The sequence below is a fragment of the Comamonas sp. C24C genome (assembly GCF_053345995.1).
This window is the reverse complement of sequence record NZ_JBKFBC010000006.1, coordinates 242,418-260,304: the sequence shown is the minus strand read 5'-3', so window position 1 is coordinate 260,304 and position 17,887 is coordinate 242,418. Positions and strand designations below refer to the sequence as shown.

Sequence of the window (17,887 nt, the reverse complement as noted above, 5' to 3'; positions counted from 1 at the left end):
GTGCGCCCGGCGCCGATGCCTCGGTGGCCGCCGTGATCCTCACGGGCGAGGGCGGTCATTTCTGCGCTGGCGGCGATCTGAACCAGCTGGCAACGCGGCGCGAGATGCCGCTGGCCGAACGCCGTATCAGGCTCGAGGATCTCAACCATCTGATGCGTGCCATACGCGACTGCCCCAAGCCCGTGATTGCGGCGGTGGAGGGTGCCGCCGCAGGTGCGGGCCTGTCGCTGGCAATGGCTTGCGACATGCTGGTGGCGGCAAGGTCGGCGGTTTTCTCGGTGGCCTATGTGAAGGTCGGCCTCACCCCCGACGGCGGCGCGACCTCGTTTCTGGCTGAGTTCATGTCCCGTCAGTTGTTGACCGAGCTCTGCCTGACGGGCGAGCGCATCAGCGGTGAGCGCATGCATGCGTATGGCTGCGTCAACCGCTTGACGGAGCCGGGCCAGGCACTGGCCCAAGCGCTGGAACTGGCGCGGCAACTGGCCCAGGGGCCCGAGGTGGCGACCGCGCGTATCAAAGCACTGTGCCGGCTGGCTCACAGCCACAGCCTGGAGCAGCAGCTGGCGCTGGAGGCTGACTACATGGTCGAGGCCCAGGGCAGCGAGGAGTCCCGCGAAGGCATTGCGGCCTTTCTGGAAAAGCGTGCGCCCGACTTTGCCAGGCTGCGCGGAGCCTGAGGGAGCGCTCCTGGCGACCTAGCGAACCGTGTAGTTGAGCTGGAACATCACGCCGGCATTGCCCAGCACATTGATCTGGGCTCCCCAGTTCCGATTGAAGTCATAGCCCACGGCCGGAATGGCCGTGATGCCCCAGCCATGCCGGTTGTTGAACGGGATCTTCTTGTTGTACGGAAACTTGTAGCCGTGAATGATGCCGCCCGTGACCTTGAAGAAAAGGCCTGGCACGCTGTCGAAGGGCCTGAAGCGCCAGCCGTAGTAGGCGTACTGGCTGGGCTGACCGAATGAATTCTTGAAATAGGCAAAGCCTGCGATATGGCGTTCGTCCAGCTCCTTCTCGGCCTGGATCAGCCAGACATAGGCATGTTTTTGTTCGTCGGGCTCGAAATCGTTTTCCTTTTTGGCATCGGAGAAATGCCAGTCCAGGGGGGCGTAGCCAAACATCCAGCCCGACAACGCAGAGGGCTTGTCGGCAGCAGTGTCTGCCGCAGCAGTGGAATCACTGGTTTGGGCGCTGGCACTGGCGGCCGCCAGCCAGCAGGCCAGTCCCAGTGTTACAGAGGCAGGTGCGAGTCGCAGAGGTTTCATGGTGACGCTTGGCGTGCGATGAAGTCCCCAGCGTACCGATGCCAAGCCTGGCGCAATGTCAGTCAGCGTCCAAAAACTTGTAAGAGCCATGACCTGCGGTGTGCTCTCACCCCTCAAAGGCAGCCAGCCGGGGGCTGGCATGCCTCGCGAGCAACGAGAGGCAGGCCGCGTGGCTTACAGGGCGCCGCCCGAGCCGCGTGCGCCCGAGGAGGGAACTGCCACGCCGAGAATCGCCGCAGCCACGGCCTCGCCGACCTTGATGCCGTCCACACCGGCCGACAGAATGCCGCCCGCGTAACTGGCACCTTCGCCGGCCGGGTACAGACCGCGCGTGTTGTCGCTCTGGAAGTCGGCGCCGCGGCCGATCTTGACCGGGGACGAGGTGCGTGTTTCCACACCGGTCAGCACGGCATCCTTCATGTCGTAGCCGCGAATCTTCTTGCCAAAGGCGGGCAGGGCCTCGCGCATGGCTTCGATCGCATAGGCGGGCAGGGCCTGGTGCAGATCGCCGAGGCTGATGCCGGGCTTGTAGGAGGGCTGAACTTCGCCAAATTCGGTGGACGGCTTGCCCGTCACAAAGTCGCCCACGAGCTGGCCGGGCGCACTGTAGTTCTGGCCGCCGAGCACATAGGCTTTGGACTCCAGCTGGCGCTGCAGCACAATGCCGGAGAGCGGGTGATGCTCGCCTTTTTGCAGCTTTTCGACGCCAAAGGTCTTGCCGTCAAAGGCCCAGGCAAAGCTCTCGGCGTCTTGCGGGTAGTCCTCGGGGCTGATGGCGCAGACCATGCCGGCATTGGCATTGCGCTCGGCGCGCGAATACTGGCTCATGCCGTTGGTGACGACGCGCCCGGGTTCGCTGGTCGCGGCCACCACGGTGCCGCCCGGGCACATACAGAAGCTGTAGACGGCGCGGCCGTTTTTGGCATGGTGCACCAGCTTGTAGTCGGCAGCGCCCAGCAGCGGGTGGCCGGCATCCTTGCCCCAGCGGGCGCGGTCGATCACGCTTTGCGGATGTTCGATGCGAAAGCCCACGGAGAAGGGCTTGGCCTCCATGGCTACGCCGCGCTCGTAGAACATGGCAAAAGTGTCGCGCGAGCTGTGGCCAAGAGCCATCACGGCATGATGGGTCGGCAGTGCATAGCTTTGGCCCGTGGCCTGGTCGAGCACCTGCAGGCCGACCAGCTGGCGCTGGCCGTCGACCTCTTCGATCTGCACATCGGTCACGCGCTGCTCGAAGCGGATTTCGCCGCCCAGGCGCACGATTTCCTCGCGAATGCCTTCGACCAGCTTGACCAGCTTGAAAGTGCCGATATGGGGGTGAGCCGCGTAGAGAATTTCGGGCGGAGCACCATAGGTCACGAACTCGGTCAGCACCTTGCGGCCCAGATGGCGCGGGTCCTTGATCTGGCTGTAGAGCTTGCCGTCTGAGAAGGTGCCGGCGCCGCCTTCACCGTACTGCACATTGGACTCGGGCGTCAGCTCGCGCTTGCGCCACAGGCGCCAGGTGTCCTTGGTGCGCTCGCGCACGGTCTTGCCGCGCTCCAGCACGATGGGCCTGAAGCCCATCTGGGCCAGCACCAGTCCGGCAAACATGCCGCAGGGGCCAAAGCCCACGACCACGGGGCGCTCGTCCAGATCGGCCGGGGCCTGGCCCACGGGCTGCCAGCTCATGTCTGGCGTCGGGTTGACATGGGGATGGTCGGCAAACTGCGTCAGCAGCGCGGCCTCCTGGCCCTCGTCGGCCAGCGTGATATCGACGATGTAGACGGCCAGCAACTCGGCCTTGCGCGCATCGAAGCTGCGCTTGTGCACATGCAGCTTGGCAATGGCGGAGGATGGAATGCCCAGACGCTCGGCCGCGAGCTGGGTGAGCTGGTCCGTGGGCTGATATTCGGTGTGGTTCTCGGGGTGGTATTCAACCGCCGAGAGAGGGAGTTTGAGTTCTGCGATCCGGATCATGGCTTGTACCTATCAAGCAAGGGTCTGGATGGTAAGCCAAAGCCTTTGGGCCGGCTTGGCGCCGGCGGGGTGACCTTGGCGTCTGATCGGTGAAACTATCAAAAACAGTAGCGCATAACGCTTTATAGAAAAGGCATGAAAAGCATTTTTGTATAGCATCGGTAAAGATGAGGCAGGCGCTGACTGCGTTGGCGGCTGTGGCGCTAGCATGGTGCGATTCACAGACGAGTCCTTATCGCCCATGACCCAGCCGCACTCCTCATCCGAAACGCTTGTACCGGCCGCGTGCGCAACCTCGCGCAGAAGCTGGCTGCGGCAATCCGCAGCCCTGCTGGGGGCGCTTCCCTTCATGCCATTGCCCGGTCGTGCCGCGCCCGCCGCAATCGGTTCGGCAGCAGCGCCGGCCACGGCCGGCGCGGCGAAGGCCGCTGCTCCCTGGCTCGGCGGCGGTACCAAGGCCATCACCGCTGCCGTGCGCGGCATCAATCCATTTGCTGCGGCCGGGCTGGCGGGCGGTTGCCGCCTGACCTGCGAGGCCACCATCGGCCCTTGCCACACGCTGTCGCCCGAGCGCATGGATGTCAGCGATGGCTGGGATGGCCTGCCGCTGCATATGCAGATTCGCGTGGTCAACGAGCGCTGCGAGCCGGTGGCGGGCACGATTGTGGAGATCTGGCATACCAATCACACGGGCGGTTACTCCGGCCAGATTCACCGCATGTGCAACAACGATGCCGCCGATGTGAACAAGAAGTTCTTTCGCGGCTATCAGCGCACCGACGGCAATGGCGTGGCGCGCTTCGACAGCTGCTACCCCGGCTGGTATCGCGGCCGTGCCGTGCATGTGCACTTTCGCATTCTGCAAGGCAGCTACGACCCGGCGGACAGCGCTGCATCGTGGCTGACCAGCCAGCTGTTGTTCAGCGATGCGCTCAACAGCGAGATCTTTGCGCAAGCGCCGCTTTACAAGGACAAGGGCCAGCCCGATACCCGCCTGGATGTGGACAACGTGCTCGGGCAGGAGCCGGACAAGACGCCTTATGTCTTCGATGTGCAGAACCTGGGTGGGGTGATGCTGGCATCGAAGACCGTGGTGGTGCGCAGCGACAGTGCCGACAAGCTCTGCCAGGTCAGGGGCTCCATGCCGCCAGGCGGCCCGGGTGGGCCAGGAGGTCCGGGGCGGCCCGGCGGCATGCGGCCGCCGCGCCTGGGCATGATGCCGCCACCTCCGCCCGGCACCTGAACCAGGCTTCAGAACACCAGTCTGGAGTAACCGATTCCGGCTGCTTTTTCCACGCGGATCTGCGCCGGAATACGCTCCTTGAGCGCTTCCACATGGCTGATGACGCCAATCATCTTGCCGCTGGCGTTGAGTGCGTCTAGTGCGGCCAGGGCGATCTCCAGCGTGTCGCCGTCCAGCGTGCCGAAGCCTTCGTCCAGGAATAGCGAGTCAATCGAGGTCTTGCTGCTGACCAGATCCGACAGTGCCAGCGCCAGTGCCAGGCTGACGAGAAAGGCCTCGCCACCCGAAAGCGTGCGCGTGTCGCGCGTTACATCGCCCTGCCAGCTGTCCACGATGTCCAGTTCCAGCTCGCCCGTGGGCTTGCGCCTCAGCAGATAGCGACCGTGCAGGCGTTCCAGGTGCCGGTTGGCCAGATGCAGCAGATGGTCTAGCGTCAGCCCCTGTGCAAACTTGCGGAACTTGTCCCCTCTGGCGGAGCCGATCAGGCTGTCCAGGTGTTGCCAAAGATCGCTGTCCTTTTCCTGCTCGGCAATCTGGGCCAGCAAGGCTTGCTGGCCCGCGCGGCGCTGGTCGTCATCGTGGAGGCGGGCGCGGTGAGCGCCCAGCTGTTCGGCCTGCTGGTTGCGCTTGGCCTCCAGTTGCGTGAGCTGCTCGGTAATGGCTTCGGGCGCTTCCTCGCTGAGCGCCTGGGCCTGCAATGCGGCCAGTCGCTGGCTGGCATCGGCCAGCAAGGTGGCTGCGCGTTGTACCGCGCCCTGAAGCTGGTTGCTCAGTGCCTGCAGACCTTGCTGCTCGGCATCGGACAGCAGGGCTGCGGCGTACTGCGCTTCGTCGGCAAACGGGCTGGCCTGCAGCGCCTGCTGCCATTCGGCCTGGGTCTGCTGCGTCGATTGCTGTAGCTGCTCGAGCGTGGCTTGTGCCTGGCTTGCCTGACCTCGCAGCGTGGCCAGTTGCTGCGCAGTCTGCTCGAGCAGGATTTTGCATTCTTGCAGCGTGGCGGCGGGTGGCGCTGCACCGGCGCTGGCGTCGGCGGGCAGATCGGGCAGGGCCTGGCTGCGTTGCTGCCAGTGCTCGGCATCCTCTGCGGCCTGCACGACCTGGCGTTGCAGCAGATCGATCTGCTGGGTCAGCTCTTGCATTGCCTGTTGCTGGCGCTGCCATTGCTGCCATTCCTGCTGGCGCGCAGCCAGCCAGTCTGTCGTGTCCGGGCCATCGGGCAATGCATGGCCCGCCTTCTGCAGGGCTTGCTGCAAGCGGGTCTGCAGGTTGCCGGCCTGCTGCTCCAGGGCTTGCAGTGCCTGAGCGGTCTGCTCCTGCTGGCTCAGATGGCTCTGCAGAGACTGCCGGGTGCTGGCCTGCGCGTGCTCGATCTGCTGCTGTTGTTGCAAGGCCGTCTGGCAGGCCTCTTTGGCCTGTTGCAGCTGGCGTTCGGCGGCCTCGGCATCGGCCATGTTCTGCTGAAGCCTTGCGATCTGCTGCGTGGCTTCAACGCACGCGGTGCGCAGTGACTCGGGCTGCTGCCATGCCGCCTCATCCAGAGGCACTGTGCTCTGTGCACGTAGATCAGCCCAGCGTGCCAGCCATTTTTCAATCTGCTGGGCAATGGCCTGGTGCTGTTCCTGCTGCTGGTGCTGCTGGCCCTGAGCAGTGGCCAGCGCGGTGTTCAGCTGCTCGCCCTGGCGTTGCAGCGATTCCAGCGCGCTCTGCGCCTGCTGCAGTGCAGCAGCGGTAGCGGAGACATCCAGCCCCGTGTACTCGGTGATGGCCGGGTGATCCTGAGACCCGCACAGCGGGCAGGCTTCGCCGGGTTGCAGTGCAGCGCGGTGGTCTTGCAGGCTTTGGATAAGGCGCTCCTGGTCAAGCAGGGCTTGCTTGTCGCTCACCTTGTCCTTGAGTGCCTTGTACTGCGCACGCAGATCATCGCGTTGCGCAAGCTGCTCCTGGATGCGGGCTTCAACGGCGCTCAGCGCCTGCGCATTGCGCTGCTGCTGTGCATCCAGGGGCTGGCGCAGCGCAGCGTGCTCCTGCAGCTGCTGCCAGTGGTGCAACTGGCGCTCTGCGGTTTGCCAGTGGTTGCGCAGCTGAGGCAGGCTGCCATGCATGGCCAGCTGCTGCTGCAGGTCTTGTTCAGCGGCCTGTTGCTGTTGCAGCGCCAGGGCGGCTTGCCGTGTCGACTGCGCACCTTGCTGTGTCTGCTCCTCGGTTTGCTGCTGCAGCTGCAGGGCGACTTGCTGCAACTGCATTGCCTGCTCTTTTGTCTGAGCGGCTTGCTGCTGCAGTTGCAGAGCTTGCTGCAGCTGCTCGCGCCAGCCGCTGAGGTTTTCACCCAGCAGGGCGTGGCTGGCATGGGCCTGCTGCCAGGCCGTCAAGTCGGACTGCCGGGCCTGTGCAGACTCCAGCTGCAGCCTTGAGTGCTGCAGCTGATCGTCAGCCAGTTGCCGGGCCTGTTGGTGTTGCTGCCATTGCGCGCCCTGGGCCTGCAGCCGCAGCGCATGCAGCTGCTGCAGCTGTGCAACTTGTGCGCTTTGCTGTTCTTGCGCCTGCTGCCAGCGCTGATGCACGGGCCGGATTGCCTGCGCGGGTCCATGGGCCTGCAGGCGCAGCAAATCGTGGGCGGCATCAGTCAGCGCTTGCTGGGCGTTTGCTTGTGCATTGCGTGCCTGCCCCACGTCCTCCATGGCCTGTATGGTCTGCGCCTGCCAGCGTTGCACGGTTTGCAGTTGCTGGTGGCGTGTCTGCAGATCCGTCAAGCCGGTCTGCAGCAGCTCGGCCTGGGACAGCAGCTGCTCGCGCGTGCTGGCATCCAGCAACTGCATGCCCTGGGCCTGGGCCTGCTGCTTTTCCAGGGCCTGGCGTGCGTCGCGCGCGCGTGCAAAGACGCTCTCCGAGATGCGGCCGTAAATATCGGTGCCGGTCAGCTCTTCGAGCAGCTCGGCACGCTCATTGGGCGTAGCCTGCAGGAAAGCGGCAAAGCCTCCCTGGGCCAGCAGCATGGACTTGGTGAAACGCTCGAAATTAAGTCCGGTAATGTGGGCGACGTGATTCGGCTTATCGCTGATGCGCGTCGTAATGATGCTGCCGTCAGCAACATGTGCCAGCTCCACAATGGGATCTTGAAGCTTCCCGTCCGGCCTGTTATGGGCGCGACGCTGGCTCCAGAAAGCGCGATAGGCCACTCCTTTGACTTCAAACTCCACTTCGGCCAAGCAATCGGCAGTGTGCCGGGTGATGATGTCGTTGTCGCCTTTGTTAATTTTTTCAAGCCGCGGCGTCTGGTGGTAGAGCGCCAGGCAGATGGCATCGAGCAGCGTGGACTTGCCCGCACCCGTGGGGCCGGTGATGGCAAACAGGCCGTTGTCGGCAAAGGGGGCGGCGGTGAAGTCGATGTTCCACTCGCCCTTGAGCGAGTTAAGGTTCTTCAGCCGCAGTTTGAGAATTCTCATGCGACAGCTCCCGGCTGGTCATGGAGACCGTGCAGCACCTGTTGATAGCGCTCGGTCAGCGCCGATTGCACTGGCGGCTCCAGGCTCTCCAGGGCCAGTCGGCGTGCAAATACATCAAGCGGGGTGAGTTCATCCAGCGACTCGCGGGCCTCGCCAGACAACTGTGCCGCAGCCTGGCCGCGCTGGCGCTTGATGCGCAGAATCTCCACGGGTAGTGACTCGGCCATGGTTTGCACGCGCGCCGTGAGGTCGGAGAGATAGTCGTCTTCCTGCACTGTCACCTCCAGCCAGACCGACCGATCGGCTTGTGCCTGGGCCGAGGCAGATTCCAGCAAGGCAGGCATCTGCGCCAGACTGCCGGTGATGGAGGCCATGGGCTGGAACACCGGCACGGGCAGGGCCGTGACGGTCTGCAGTCCGTCGGCATTCAGATCCACCAGCAATACCTGCTTGGTCTGCCTGGCTTCGTCAAAGCCCAGCGCGATGGGAGAGCCGCTGTAGCGAATGTGATCGAGTCCGCCGACAAGCTGCGGCTTGTGGATATGTCCAAGAGCGATATAGCAGGCCGGCGGGAAGGCATTGGTCGGAAAGGCCTCCAGGGCGCCCACATAGATTTCACGTACCGATTCATTGCTGCTGGCGCCCACTGTGGTCAGATGGCCGGTGGCAATGATGGGCAGCAGTTCGCCCTGACTGGCCTGTATCTCCTTCTGAGTCTGAAGGGCTGCGGCATACACACGCTGGTAGGTGGACGCAATGGCGGTTTGCAGTGCCTGCTGCTTGTCCTGCGCGCTTTGTCCGGCCTGGCTTTGCTGCACATCACGCGGGCGGATGAAGGGCAGGGCGCAGACGATGCAGCCCGGCTTGCGGGCCGTGCCGCGCAGCGGCAGCGTGATCACATGCCGGGCCTCGTCGCCGGTCGAGCTGACCACCTGGGCGCCCAGGTAGCTCAGCAGCTCCCGGCTTTCATCGAGCACGCTGACCGAGTCATGATTGCCGGCCAGCAGCAGCAAGGCTGCACCTGCATCGTGCAAGCCCACGATGAGCTGGTTGTACAGCTCGCGTGCATAGCTGGGTGGGGCTCCGGTGTCGAAGATGTCGCCAGCGATCAGCACGGCATCCACGGCATGGGTCTGGACCTGGGTGAGCAACCAGTCGATCAGGGCATGATGCTCGGCCTGACGGCTGCGGCCCATGAAGTGCTGGCCCAGATGCCAGTCGGAGGTATGGAGAAGACGCATGCGGCGATGGTATGCCAGCCAGCCCCCGTATTACTCGCTATCCAGCCGTTCTTGCGATAGCTCCTGCCCGAACAAGGCGCGGCCTTTGGCCCAGCCGCCACCCCAGATCAGATCCATGGTCCCGGCCAGAGCTTCCAGGCGCAGTTCGTCGAGGTCCGAGCGCGCATGCTCGGCTTGAAACAGGCGATAGAGCGCGGCCTGGGTCATGCCTTCATCCCTGAGTGCCTGGGCCAGCGACACCAGCGTCGCCACAGGCGGTGGCGGCTGGTCTGGCCGCAGAGCTGCCTGCAGGCGCCGTGCGGGCATCATCTCAGCGCCTGCCAGCGCGCTTGGCCGTCCAGTAGCTGAACTCCTCCTTGCCCACCTCATAGTCCAGCTCCTGCATCCTGGCCTGCAGGTTCTCCTGCACATCGGCCACGGCACGGTTGTAGATGCTGGGGCCTATTTCCGCGAGAAAGAAATTCAGCAGGGCACCGGATTGCATATTGCCTATGGGCTCGTCCATGTTTTCGCGGAAATAGCGTTCTATGGAGGCAATGGCCTGCTGCTGTGCGTGTTTGGGGAGTTCTATGCTCATCGATCAAGCGTTCCTGTAAATTTCTGGCGCTTCAAGCGTCTGATGGACAAGGATTATTGTGGCGTATCGATGTCTCATCGGCTCCTGAACGAGCGGTGTTGCAAGTCGATGCATTTCTGGCCGCCTTCACTGCTGCAACCACCTGTCCCTGTGTGGGTCTGACATGCAGACTTTCATGGATGGATGCGGGATCGGCGCTCTTGTTCAGGCAGGCAGCTGCGTCGCCTCGCGGCTGGCGATAGGCCAAGAGTGTCTGATTTTGGCTGTCGGCCCTGGTGCATGTCCGCATGCAGATATTGCTGCATCACATGCACTTATCATGTGCATGTGCTCGTGTTGATGCAGGCAGGTGGCATGAATACCATGGCCTCTTCATCATTGCCAAGGAAAAGCCATGGCCCTCGCCATTCGAATCTACAGCGCAGGTGCGCCCGAAGTGATGCAGCTCGAAACGCTGGATCTGCCATCGCCGGGGCCGGGCGAGGTTCTTCTCGAGCAGACCGCCATCGGCGTCAATCCTCTGGATGTCAGTCAGCGCAAGGGCCTGGTTCCGATTGCATTGCCTTCTGGGCTGGGCCTGGAGGGCGCGGGGATCGTGGCCGCAGTGGGGGCCGGAGTCTCGGGTCTGAAGTCCGGAGATCGCGTTGGCTACGCCACCGGGCCGCTTGGCGCCTATGCCAGTGCGCGCCTGTTCCCCGCCGATCGCCTGATCAGGCTCCCGGACGCACTCGGGGATGACGCTGCTGCGTCGGTCCTGTTCAAGGGCATCACGGCCCAGTATCTGCTCAAGACCACCGGCCAGGTGAAGCAGGGCAGCCGCGTGCTGATCTATGGCGCTGCGGGGGCGCTGGGGCAGCTGATGTGCGCCTGGGCAAAGCACCTGGGGGCCCAGGTACTGGGCGTCGTTTCCAAGCCGGCCAGCGTGGAGCGCGCCAAGGCGGCAGGCTGCGACCAGGTGTTTGTCTTCGAGGCGCAGTCGCTGCCATCCCAGGTGATGCAGGCCACGCAGGGGCACAAGGTGGACGTGGTTTACGACCCCATCGGAAAAGACACCTTCTCCGCCTCGCTGGACTGCCTGCGGCCCAGAGGGCTGATGGTGTCGTTTGGCGCCACCTCGGGCCTGCCGCCGGCCGTCGAGCCGGGAGTGCTCAATGCCAAAGGTTCGCTGTTTCTGACCCGCCCTTCGCTGGCTGCACATACGGCAACGATAGAGGAATACCAGAGCCGCGCGCAGGACGTGCTGGATGCCATCGCCGCCGGCATACTCAGGCCCCAGGTCTGGAAAAGCTACGCGCTCAAGGATGCAGCTGCGGCGCACGCGGACCTGGAGCAAGGCCGCTCGCAAGGATCGATCATCCTCACTCCCTGAACCGCCACAGACACCATGGACATACTCGACAGTCAGCGCACGGACGAGCTCGCCACGCTGCTCGCACTGGCAGAGCAGGGTTCATTTGCCGCTGCGGGACGGTCTCTCGGGCGTCATCCTTCGGTGCTTTCCAAGCGCATGCAGGCTCTCGAGCGAAGACTGGGCGTGCGCCTGGTGGAGCGCACCACGCGTCAGCTGCATTTCACCAGCGAAGGCCTGCGGCTGGTCGAGAAGGTGCGTCAGGCCAGCCTCCTGATTCGGGAGGCGGAGCAGGAAGCGGCGCAGGGAGCTCAGGAAACGCGAGGACGCCTGCGCCTGTCCATACCCGCGTCGATGGGGCGGCGCTGGATCAGTCCCATGCTGGCCGAGTTTTCCCTGGCCTATCCGGAGGTCGTGCTCGAAGTGGAGTACAGCGACCGCATCGTGGACATCGTGGGAGAGCGTTTTGATGCCGCCATACGCATCGGCCATCTGTCGGACAGCCGGCTGGTGGCCACGCGACTGTGCGACCAGTACCGTCTTCTGTGTGCATCCGCCCGTTATCTCGAACGCCATGAAGCACCCCGCAGACCCGAGGATCTCGCCCGTCACAACTGTCTGGGCTACACCGGTCTGCTGGATTTTCCGCAATGGCGGCTCGTCAGGCCCGCAGGCAAGCGCTCAGCCAGGGTGGCCGAATCGGTGCGCATCAGCGGTTCCATGCTCAGCAACGACAATGAAGCGCTGCTTCATGCGGCTCTCAAAGGTGTGGGCATCATCGCCGGCAGCGACTGGCACCTCATGCCCTCCGTCCATGCCGGAGAGCTCGTCCGCATATTGCCGCAATGGACGTTGGGGGAAGCAGGCGGCATCTACCTGGTGCGCCCATCGGGGCAGTACAACACGGGCGCCATGAAGGCGTTCAAGCAATGGATGACCGAGGCCTTTGTGGCGGCGCCCTGGCGCCCCGCAGACCGCTGAGGAACCCTGCCTGTCCCGTTGCTCCAGGGCGATGAGGGCGGGCCGCACAAGGCCTGGGGCGCGGTTGCCGCGCAAGGGCTAGGTGCCGCTCTTGCTTCCCAGCCAGGCCGCGCTATTGAGAAAGAAACGTACCAGCTCGCTCTGGCGACGGGCGCCGGTCTTGGAGAAAATGGAACGCAGGTGAGCTCTTGCGGTATTGAGGCGGATGCCCAGCGCTTTGGCGGCCTCCTCCAGCGTCAGGCCATGGGTCAGCTGGATCACCAGAGCGGTCTCCGCCGAGGTGAGCTGAAACAGCTGCTGGGCCAGATGCGCGGACGGATCGGCCTTGCCATCGGTGTTGCGCATGAACACCGCCACGCAGGGACGACTCTTGGCCTCTGCTTTTTCATCCGAGGAAATGCTTTGTACGACAAGCCCCCAGTTGAGCTGACCCGAAGGACGCGCAATCGAGATGCCTTCGGTCATGACCGAGGTCGATGTCCGGGAGGACAGCAAGGCATCCTTGATCAGGCGCTGGAGCTTGCGGTTGTCGCTCGCATATTCAGCCTCCAGCATGCCGCCGGAGATCCGGATGCCGTCCTGGGCATCGAGAATGCCTTTGGCCGCAGGATTGCTCTCCAGCAACTGGCCATTCTGGTCGAGGATGACGACACCGACCATCAGGCGCGCCGTGACGCTGCTGTACAGCGACATGACCTGGCGGTCATGGTGCAGCGCCAGATGCATGTTCAGCGCACGGCGGATATGCGGCATGATCATGCGCCCCAGATCCAGATCCCTCTGGCTGAAGGCTGGTTCCGACTCGGGACGCGTGATCCGCAGGCCGTAGACGCTGCCATCGGTGGTCACGATATCGGCAGCCATCACATGGAAAATATTGTGCACACGGCACCAGTCCTTGTAATAGATGCTGCTGCGCCATTCGCTTTCGGACATCAGGTCGGGAATGGTCTTGAATTGCTCCTTGGGCATGCCAAGAAACGGGCTGTGCTCGCTGTAGACATCATGTGTGAGCAAGTCCTTGAGCCCACCCGACGCGGTGACCACCAGGCCGATATTGTCGCCCTCGGTCTGGCGGATGATCAGCACGGCAAAATTGCTGCGCATATGCGTGCGAATCACTTCCAGGCAAGATACCCAGGCTTCCGGCAGGGAAGCCGCGTCATAGAGGTGATTGATGAATTCGCTGAAACGCTCCGCGCTGATCAGCTCTTCGGTCGCCGAGCTCTGAATGGCGGATAGCGAGCCATCCTTGATTGCAAAACTCGTGGAAGCTTGTGCGTAATCGATGGGTTTCAGTTTGCCGTAGGTGGGGCTCATTGCGTTGACCTCTTGCTGGATCGCATTATCAGCGCCTCATTGCCCGGCTTCGATTCACAAGACTTCAACCTTGGTGCATGCGCTGGCTGCCCCCGGACTGCGGCTTCTTCGGGACGCAAGGGCCAGGTTTTGCTGGCCATCTCGCCGCGACAACCCGGGAGGCGTCAGCCCCGGGCATCAGCCGGCTGCGCTGCAGTTCCAATGCTGCAGGCAGGCCGGCTCGTCGGCTTACTGCACGGCCTCGTCCTGGTCGGCCAGAAAGCCGCCGCTCTGGTGCGCCCAGAGCTTGGCGTATATGCCGCCGCGCTGCAGCAGTTGCTGGTGCGTGCCTTCCTCCACGATATGGCCTTCGTTCATCACGATCAGGCGATCCATGGCCGCGATGGTGGACAGGCGGTGGGCAATGGCGATCACGGTCTTGCCGTCCATCAGCGAATCCAGGCTTTCCTGGATGGCGGCTTCCACCTCGCTGTCCAGCGCGCTGGTGGCTTCGTCGAGCAGCAAGATGGGCGCGTCCTTGAGCATCACGCGTGCAATCGCCACACGCTGGCGCGGGCCGCCCGAGAGCTTGACGCCGCGCTCGCCGACCTGGGCGTCGTAGCCGCTGCGGCCCTTGAGGTCGGTCAGCGTGGCGATGAAGTCCGACGCCTCTGCCTTGTCGGCCGCGGCGTGCATCTCGGCTTCGCTGGCGTCCGGGCGACCATAAAGGATGTTGTCGCGCATGGAGCGGTGCAGCAGCGAGGTGTCCTGCGTCACCATGCCGATGGCGCTGCGCAGGCTGTCCTGCGTCACGCTGCGGATGTCCTGGCCGTCGATGGTGATGCGCCCGCTTTGCGGCTCGTGAAAGCGCAGCAGCAGATTGACCAGCGTGGACTTGCCCGCGCCCGAACGGCCGATCAGGCCGATGCGTTCGCCGGGACGGATGTGCAGGTTCAGATGGTCCAGCACCTTTTTGCCGTCCGCCTTATAGCCAAAGCTCACATCCTCGAAGGCAATCGCCCCCCGGGTGACCTGCAGCGGCTTGGCGGAGGGAGCATCGACGATGGTGCGCGGCTTGGTCAGCGTGGTGATGCCGTCCTGGATGGTGCCCACGTTCTCGAACAGGCCCGTCATCTGCCACATCACCCAGTGCGAGTAGCCCATCAGCCGCAGCGCCATGGCAATCACGGCCGCCACCACGCCGGCGGAGGCCTGACCCTGCGTCCACAGATACAGCGCCGTGCCGCCGCTGCCCAGCAGCAGCAGGGCAATCATCAGGTGGTTGGTGATCTCGAACAGGCTGACCAGACGCATCTGCGCATAGCCCGTGGCCTTGAAGGCTTCCATGGCATTGCGCGCGTATTCGGCTTCGCGGCGCGTGTGGGCAAACAGCTTGACGGTGGCGATATTGGTATAGGCATCGGTGACGCGGCCCGTCATCATGGAGCGCGCATCGGCCTGCTCCTTGCCGATCTGGCCCAGGCGCGGCACGAAATAGAAGCAGGCAGCGGCATAGGCGAAGAACCACAGCGCAAACGGAATCATGAGCCGCCACTCGAAGCTGGCGGCCAGGATCAGAATGCCGATCATGTAGACGCCCACGCCCACAAACACGTCGACCACCATGAACACCACTTCGCGCACCGACAGCGCGGTCTGCATGATCTTGGTGGTGATGCGGCCGGCAAACTCGTCCGCATAGAAGGACATGCTCTGGCCCAGCATCAGCTTGTGGAACACCCAGCGCAGCCGCATCGGGAAGTTGATGGCCAGCACCTGGTGCATCACGGTGGTGTGCAGGGCCAGCAGCGCCACGCTGCCAAGCAGGATGGCGGCAATGCCCAGCACCGTGGCCTGTTGTTCGGCCCAGAAGTTGGCGGGCGAGACCGTGCCCAGCCAATCCACCACGCGGCCCATGATGGCAAACAGCACCGCTTCGTAGGCGGCCAGCAGGGCCGAGGTCAGGGTCATCAGGCCAATCCAGCCGCGCATGCCCTGGGTACAGGCCCAGACAAAGGCAAAGAATCCCTTGGGCGGAACCTTGGGCTCCTGGCCGGGATAGGGGGCTACCTGTTTTTCAAAAAATCGGAACAAGATGGAAATACTCCCGTGTCATGCTTGTGGCATATCTTGTCCCCATGGTAGGGGAGTGCCCTGGTTTGGTGTCAAGTGGACTCGATGACCGCTTGTCCCATGGGCTATTGGCACAGGCCGATGACCGCGCGGCGAACTAGGGCTATGCGCGAGGTGTGCGACGGGCATGAAAAACGCCGCATCTTGTGCGGCGTGGCAGGAAAGCGCGCGGCGCGATCAGGCGTTGGGCAGGAAGCCTTCCACCGACAGATAGCGCTCGCCTGTGTCGTAGGCAAAGCCCAGCACCTTGGCACTGGGCGGCAGCTCGGGCAGCTTCTGGGCAATGGCGGCCAGCGTGGCGCCAGAGGAGATGCCGACCAGCAGGCCTTCCTCGCGAGCGGCGCGGCGCGCGTATTCGCGTGCGGGCTCGGCCTCCACCTGGATCACGCCGTCAAGCAGGCTGACGTCCAGATTCTTGGGCACAAAGCCGGCGCCGATACCCTGGATGGGGTGGGGCGCGGGCTGACCGCCGGAGATCACGGGCGACGCCGCGGGCTCCACCGCATAGACCTTGAGGTTGGGAAACTTGGACTTGAGCACCTTGGCCACGCCGGACAGGTGACCGCCCGTGCCCACGCCGGTGATGAAGGCGTCGATGCCGTCGGGGAAGTCGCGCAGGATTTCCTGGGCTGTGGTGGCCTCGTGGACGGCCACGTTGGCGGGGTTCTCGAACTGCTGGGGAATCCAGGCGCCGGGCGTCTGGGCGGCCAGTTCCTGGGCGCGGGCGATGGCACCCTTCATGCCTTTTTCCTTGGGAGTCAGGTCAAAGGATGCGCCATAGGCCAGCATCAGGCGGCGGCGCTCGATGCTCATGCTCTCGGGCATGACCAGGATCAGCTTGTAGCCCTTGACGGCCGCGACCAGGGCCAGGCCCACGCCGGTGTTGCCGCTGGTGGGCTCGATGATGACGCCGCCGGGTTTGAGCGCACCGGACTTCTCGGCGTCTTCCACCATGGACAGCGCAATACGATCCTTGATGGAGCCGCCCGGGTTGCTGCGCTCGGACTTGATCCAGACGTTGGTATTGCTGCCGAACAGACGGTTGATGTGAATGACGGGCGTGTCGCCAATCGTTTGCAGAATGTTGTCAGCTCTCATCGGACCTCCGCGAATAAGGGATGGTGGGACAGTGGATCGCAGCGCAGGCTGTCTGCGCAGACACAGAGCATTGTGCACGCAAGCGTTCTGCGAATGGGCTATATCGATATGACCCGAAAAGTGGGCAAGGCAGCGGGCGGTGATTAACATCGGCCCATGAATCTACGGTTTCTGGAAACCTTTGTGCTGCTGGCCGAGCTGCGCAACTTCCGCATGACGGCCGAGCGGCTGTTCACCACACAGGCGGCCGTCTCCAGTCGCATCGCCACGCTGGAGCAGGAGTTCGGCGTGCGCCTGTTCGACCGCGGCGTGCGCGAGGTCACGCTGACGGCCGACGGTGCCAAGGCCCTGGTGCATGCCGAGCGCATGCTCAGGCTGATGCGCGAGATGCGCGAGGACATGCTGGACAAGCAGGCTTATGCGGGCGTGATCCGCATCGGCGCCATCGAATCCATCGTGCACAGCTGGTTCCCCGACTTTCTCGCGCTGCTGCAGCAGCGCTATCCGCGCCTGCAGGTGGAGATCGCCTGCGACACCACCATCCATATGTCGGAGCAACTGCTCAAGGGGCAGCTCGATGTCTCGCTGCAGGCCAAGCCCGTGTCCGGCGGTGCCATTGCCAATCTGTCGCTGGGCGAGTTCGCCATGGCCTGGGTGGGCAGCCCCAAGCTGGGCATAGGCGACGAGACCCTGAGCCTGGCCGAGCTGGCGGCTTTTCCCATCATGAGCTTTGCGCGCGGCTCCGAGCCGTATGCGGTGATCGAGCAGCTGTTCAGCGCCGAAGGCAACGCCTCTCCGCACATGAACTGCATTGCCTCGGTGGCGACCATGATCCGCGTGGTCTGCGACGGCCTGGGCGTGGCGGCCGTGCCGCCTGCCATCATCCAGCGCGAGCTGGCCGAGCAGCGCCTGCGCCTGCTGCGCGTGGATCGGGAGTTCCCCTCGCTGCCGCTGATGGCCTGCTGGCGCAACGATCACCAGAACCCGCTGGCCGAAACCGTGGTGCGCGCCGCCGAAGAGGTGGCCACGGCGTTTGCGCTGAACCACGGCCAGGCCGTGGCGCGGCTGCCGGGCGCGCGTCTGGCAGGGGACGCATAAAGCGCAGGAGCAGCCACCAACGGTGCTGGCGCCAATGTCTGCCGAGCATGGAGGTGCCTCAAACTGAATAAAAAAGGAGCTGCTACCGCTTGTTGCCTATTGATTTCAGAGTGTTTTCTATCTGAAATCGATTGCAGCCAAGCGCTAGCAGCTCCTGTTTTTTGCTCTGCAATCAAGCCTGGGCGAGCAAAGCCTCGACGGC

At 63.9% G+C, this 17,887-nt stretch carries 14 protein-coding genes; 5 read left to right on the top strand and 9 right to left on the bottom strand.

The window, feature by feature from the left end:
- Nucleotides 1-677, top strand: a 677-nt coding sequence (locus tag ACLBXN_RS13555; RefSeq protein WP_447612459.1) for an oxepin-CoA hydrolase, alternative type, incomplete at its 5' end; no start/stop codon positions are given.
- An 18-nt stretch (nt 678-695) separates the two neighbouring features.
- Here the strand turns inward: ACLBXN_RS13555 and ACLBXN_RS13550 are convergent.
- Nucleotides 696-1,265: a hypothetical protein gene (locus tag ACLBXN_RS13550; RefSeq protein ID WP_343677174.1), complete on the bottom strand. Its 570-nt coding sequence runs from the start codon at nt 1,263-1,265 to the stop codon at nt 696-698.
- A gap of 174 nt (nt 1,266-1,439) precedes the next feature.
- Entirely contained in the window at nt 1,440-3,224 is a 1,785-nt protein-coding gene (locus ACLBXN_RS13545; protein WP_211457117.1) for an NAD(P)/FAD-dependent oxidoreductase, read from the bottom strand.
- Between the two features lie 349 nt (nt 3,225-3,573).
- Here ACLBXN_RS13545 and ACLBXN_RS13540 point away from each other — a divergent pair, with 349 nt between their 5' ends.
- Nucleotides 3,574-4,467 carry a dioxygenase family protein gene (locus tag ACLBXN_RS13540; RefSeq protein WP_447612458.1) on the top strand — a complete coding sequence of 298 codons (894 nt, stop codon included), beginning with the start codon at nt 3,574-3,576 and terminating at the stop codon, nt 4,465-4,467.
- A gap of 8 nt (nt 4,468-4,475) precedes the next feature.
- Here ACLBXN_RS13540 and ACLBXN_RS13535 read toward each other — a convergent pair whose 3' ends face one another.
- Genes ACLBXN_RS13535 through ACLBXN_RS13520 form a run of 4 tightly spaced genes read right to left on the bottom strand, consistent with a single transcriptional unit; the run spans nt 4,476 to nt 9,728 of the window.
- On the bottom strand, nt 4,476-7,910 hold the full coding sequence (locus ACLBXN_RS13535) for an AAA family ATPase (protein ID WP_447612457.1): 3,435 nt from the start codon (nt 7,908-7,910) through the stop codon (nt 4,476-4,478).
- Nucleotides 7,907-9,151, bottom strand: a complete 1,245-nt coding sequence (gene sbcD / locus ACLBXN_RS13530) for an exonuclease subunit SbcD (protein WP_447612456.1) — start codon at nt 9,149-9,151, stop codon at nt 7,907-7,909. Before sbcD ends, ACLBXN_RS13535 begins: the two co-directional genes overlap by 4 nt.
- Nucleotides 9,152-9,181: 30 nt before the next feature.
- On the bottom strand, nt 9,182-9,457 hold the full coding sequence (locus ACLBXN_RS13525) for a hypothetical protein (protein WP_447612455.1): 276 nt from the start codon (nt 9,455-9,457) through the stop codon (nt 9,182-9,184).
- 4 nt (nt 9,458-9,461) lie between these two features.
- Nucleotides 9,462-9,728, bottom strand: coding sequence for a DUF2164 domain-containing protein (locus ACLBXN_RS13520; RefSeq protein ID WP_447612454.1), 267 nt, complete (start codon nt 9,726-9,728; stop codon nt 9,462-9,464).
- A 394-nt stretch (nt 9,729-10,122) separates the two neighbouring features.
- Here ACLBXN_RS13520 and ACLBXN_RS13515 point away from each other — a divergent pair, with 394 nt between their 5' ends.
- Entirely contained in the window at nt 10,123-11,097 is a 975-nt protein-coding gene (locus tag ACLBXN_RS13515) for a quinone oxidoreductase family protein (protein WP_447612453.1), read from the top strand.
- A gap of 15 nt (nt 11,098-11,112) precedes the next feature.
- Entirely contained in the window at nt 11,113-12,057 is a 945-nt protein-coding gene (locus tag ACLBXN_RS13510) for a LysR substrate-binding domain-containing protein (RefSeq protein WP_447612452.1), read from the top strand.
- Between the two features lie 78 nt (nt 12,058-12,135).
- On the opposite strand, the gene ACLBXN_RS13505 is transcribed toward ACLBXN_RS13510, so the two are convergent.
- The 3 genes from ACLBXN_RS13505 to cysK all read right to left on the bottom strand — a co-directional run bounded on the left by ACLBXN_RS13505 (nt 12,136) and on the right by cysK (nt 16,587).
- Complete coding sequence (locus ACLBXN_RS13505) at nt 12,136-13,377, bottom strand: helix-turn-helix transcriptional regulator (RefSeq protein ID WP_447612451.1); 1,242 nt, start codon at nt 13,375-13,377, stop codon at nt 12,136-12,138.
- Nucleotides 13,378-13,605: 228 nt separating this feature from the next.
- Complete coding sequence (locus tag ACLBXN_RS13500; RefSeq protein ID WP_447612450.1) at nt 13,606-15,450, bottom strand: ABC transporter ATP-binding protein; 1,845 nt, start codon at nt 15,448-15,450, stop codon at nt 13,606-13,608.
- Nucleotides 15,451-15,666: 216 nt separating this feature from the next.
- Nucleotides 15,667-16,587 carry a cysteine synthase A gene (gene cysK, locus ACLBXN_RS13495; protein ID WP_447612449.1) on the bottom strand — a complete coding sequence of 307 codons (921 nt, stop codon included), beginning with the start codon at nt 16,585-16,587 and terminating at the stop codon, nt 15,667-15,669.
- 156 nt (nt 16,588-16,743) lie between these two features.
- On the opposite strand from cysK, the gene ACLBXN_RS13490 reads away from it, so the two are divergent.
- Nucleotides 16,744-17,685 (top strand): LysR family transcriptional regulator, encoded by a 942-nt coding sequence (locus ACLBXN_RS13490; RefSeq protein ID WP_167004329.1) that lies wholly within the window; start codon nt 16,744-16,746, stop codon nt 17,683-17,685.
- The last annotated feature ends 202 nt before the right edge of the window (nt 17,686-17,887 follow it).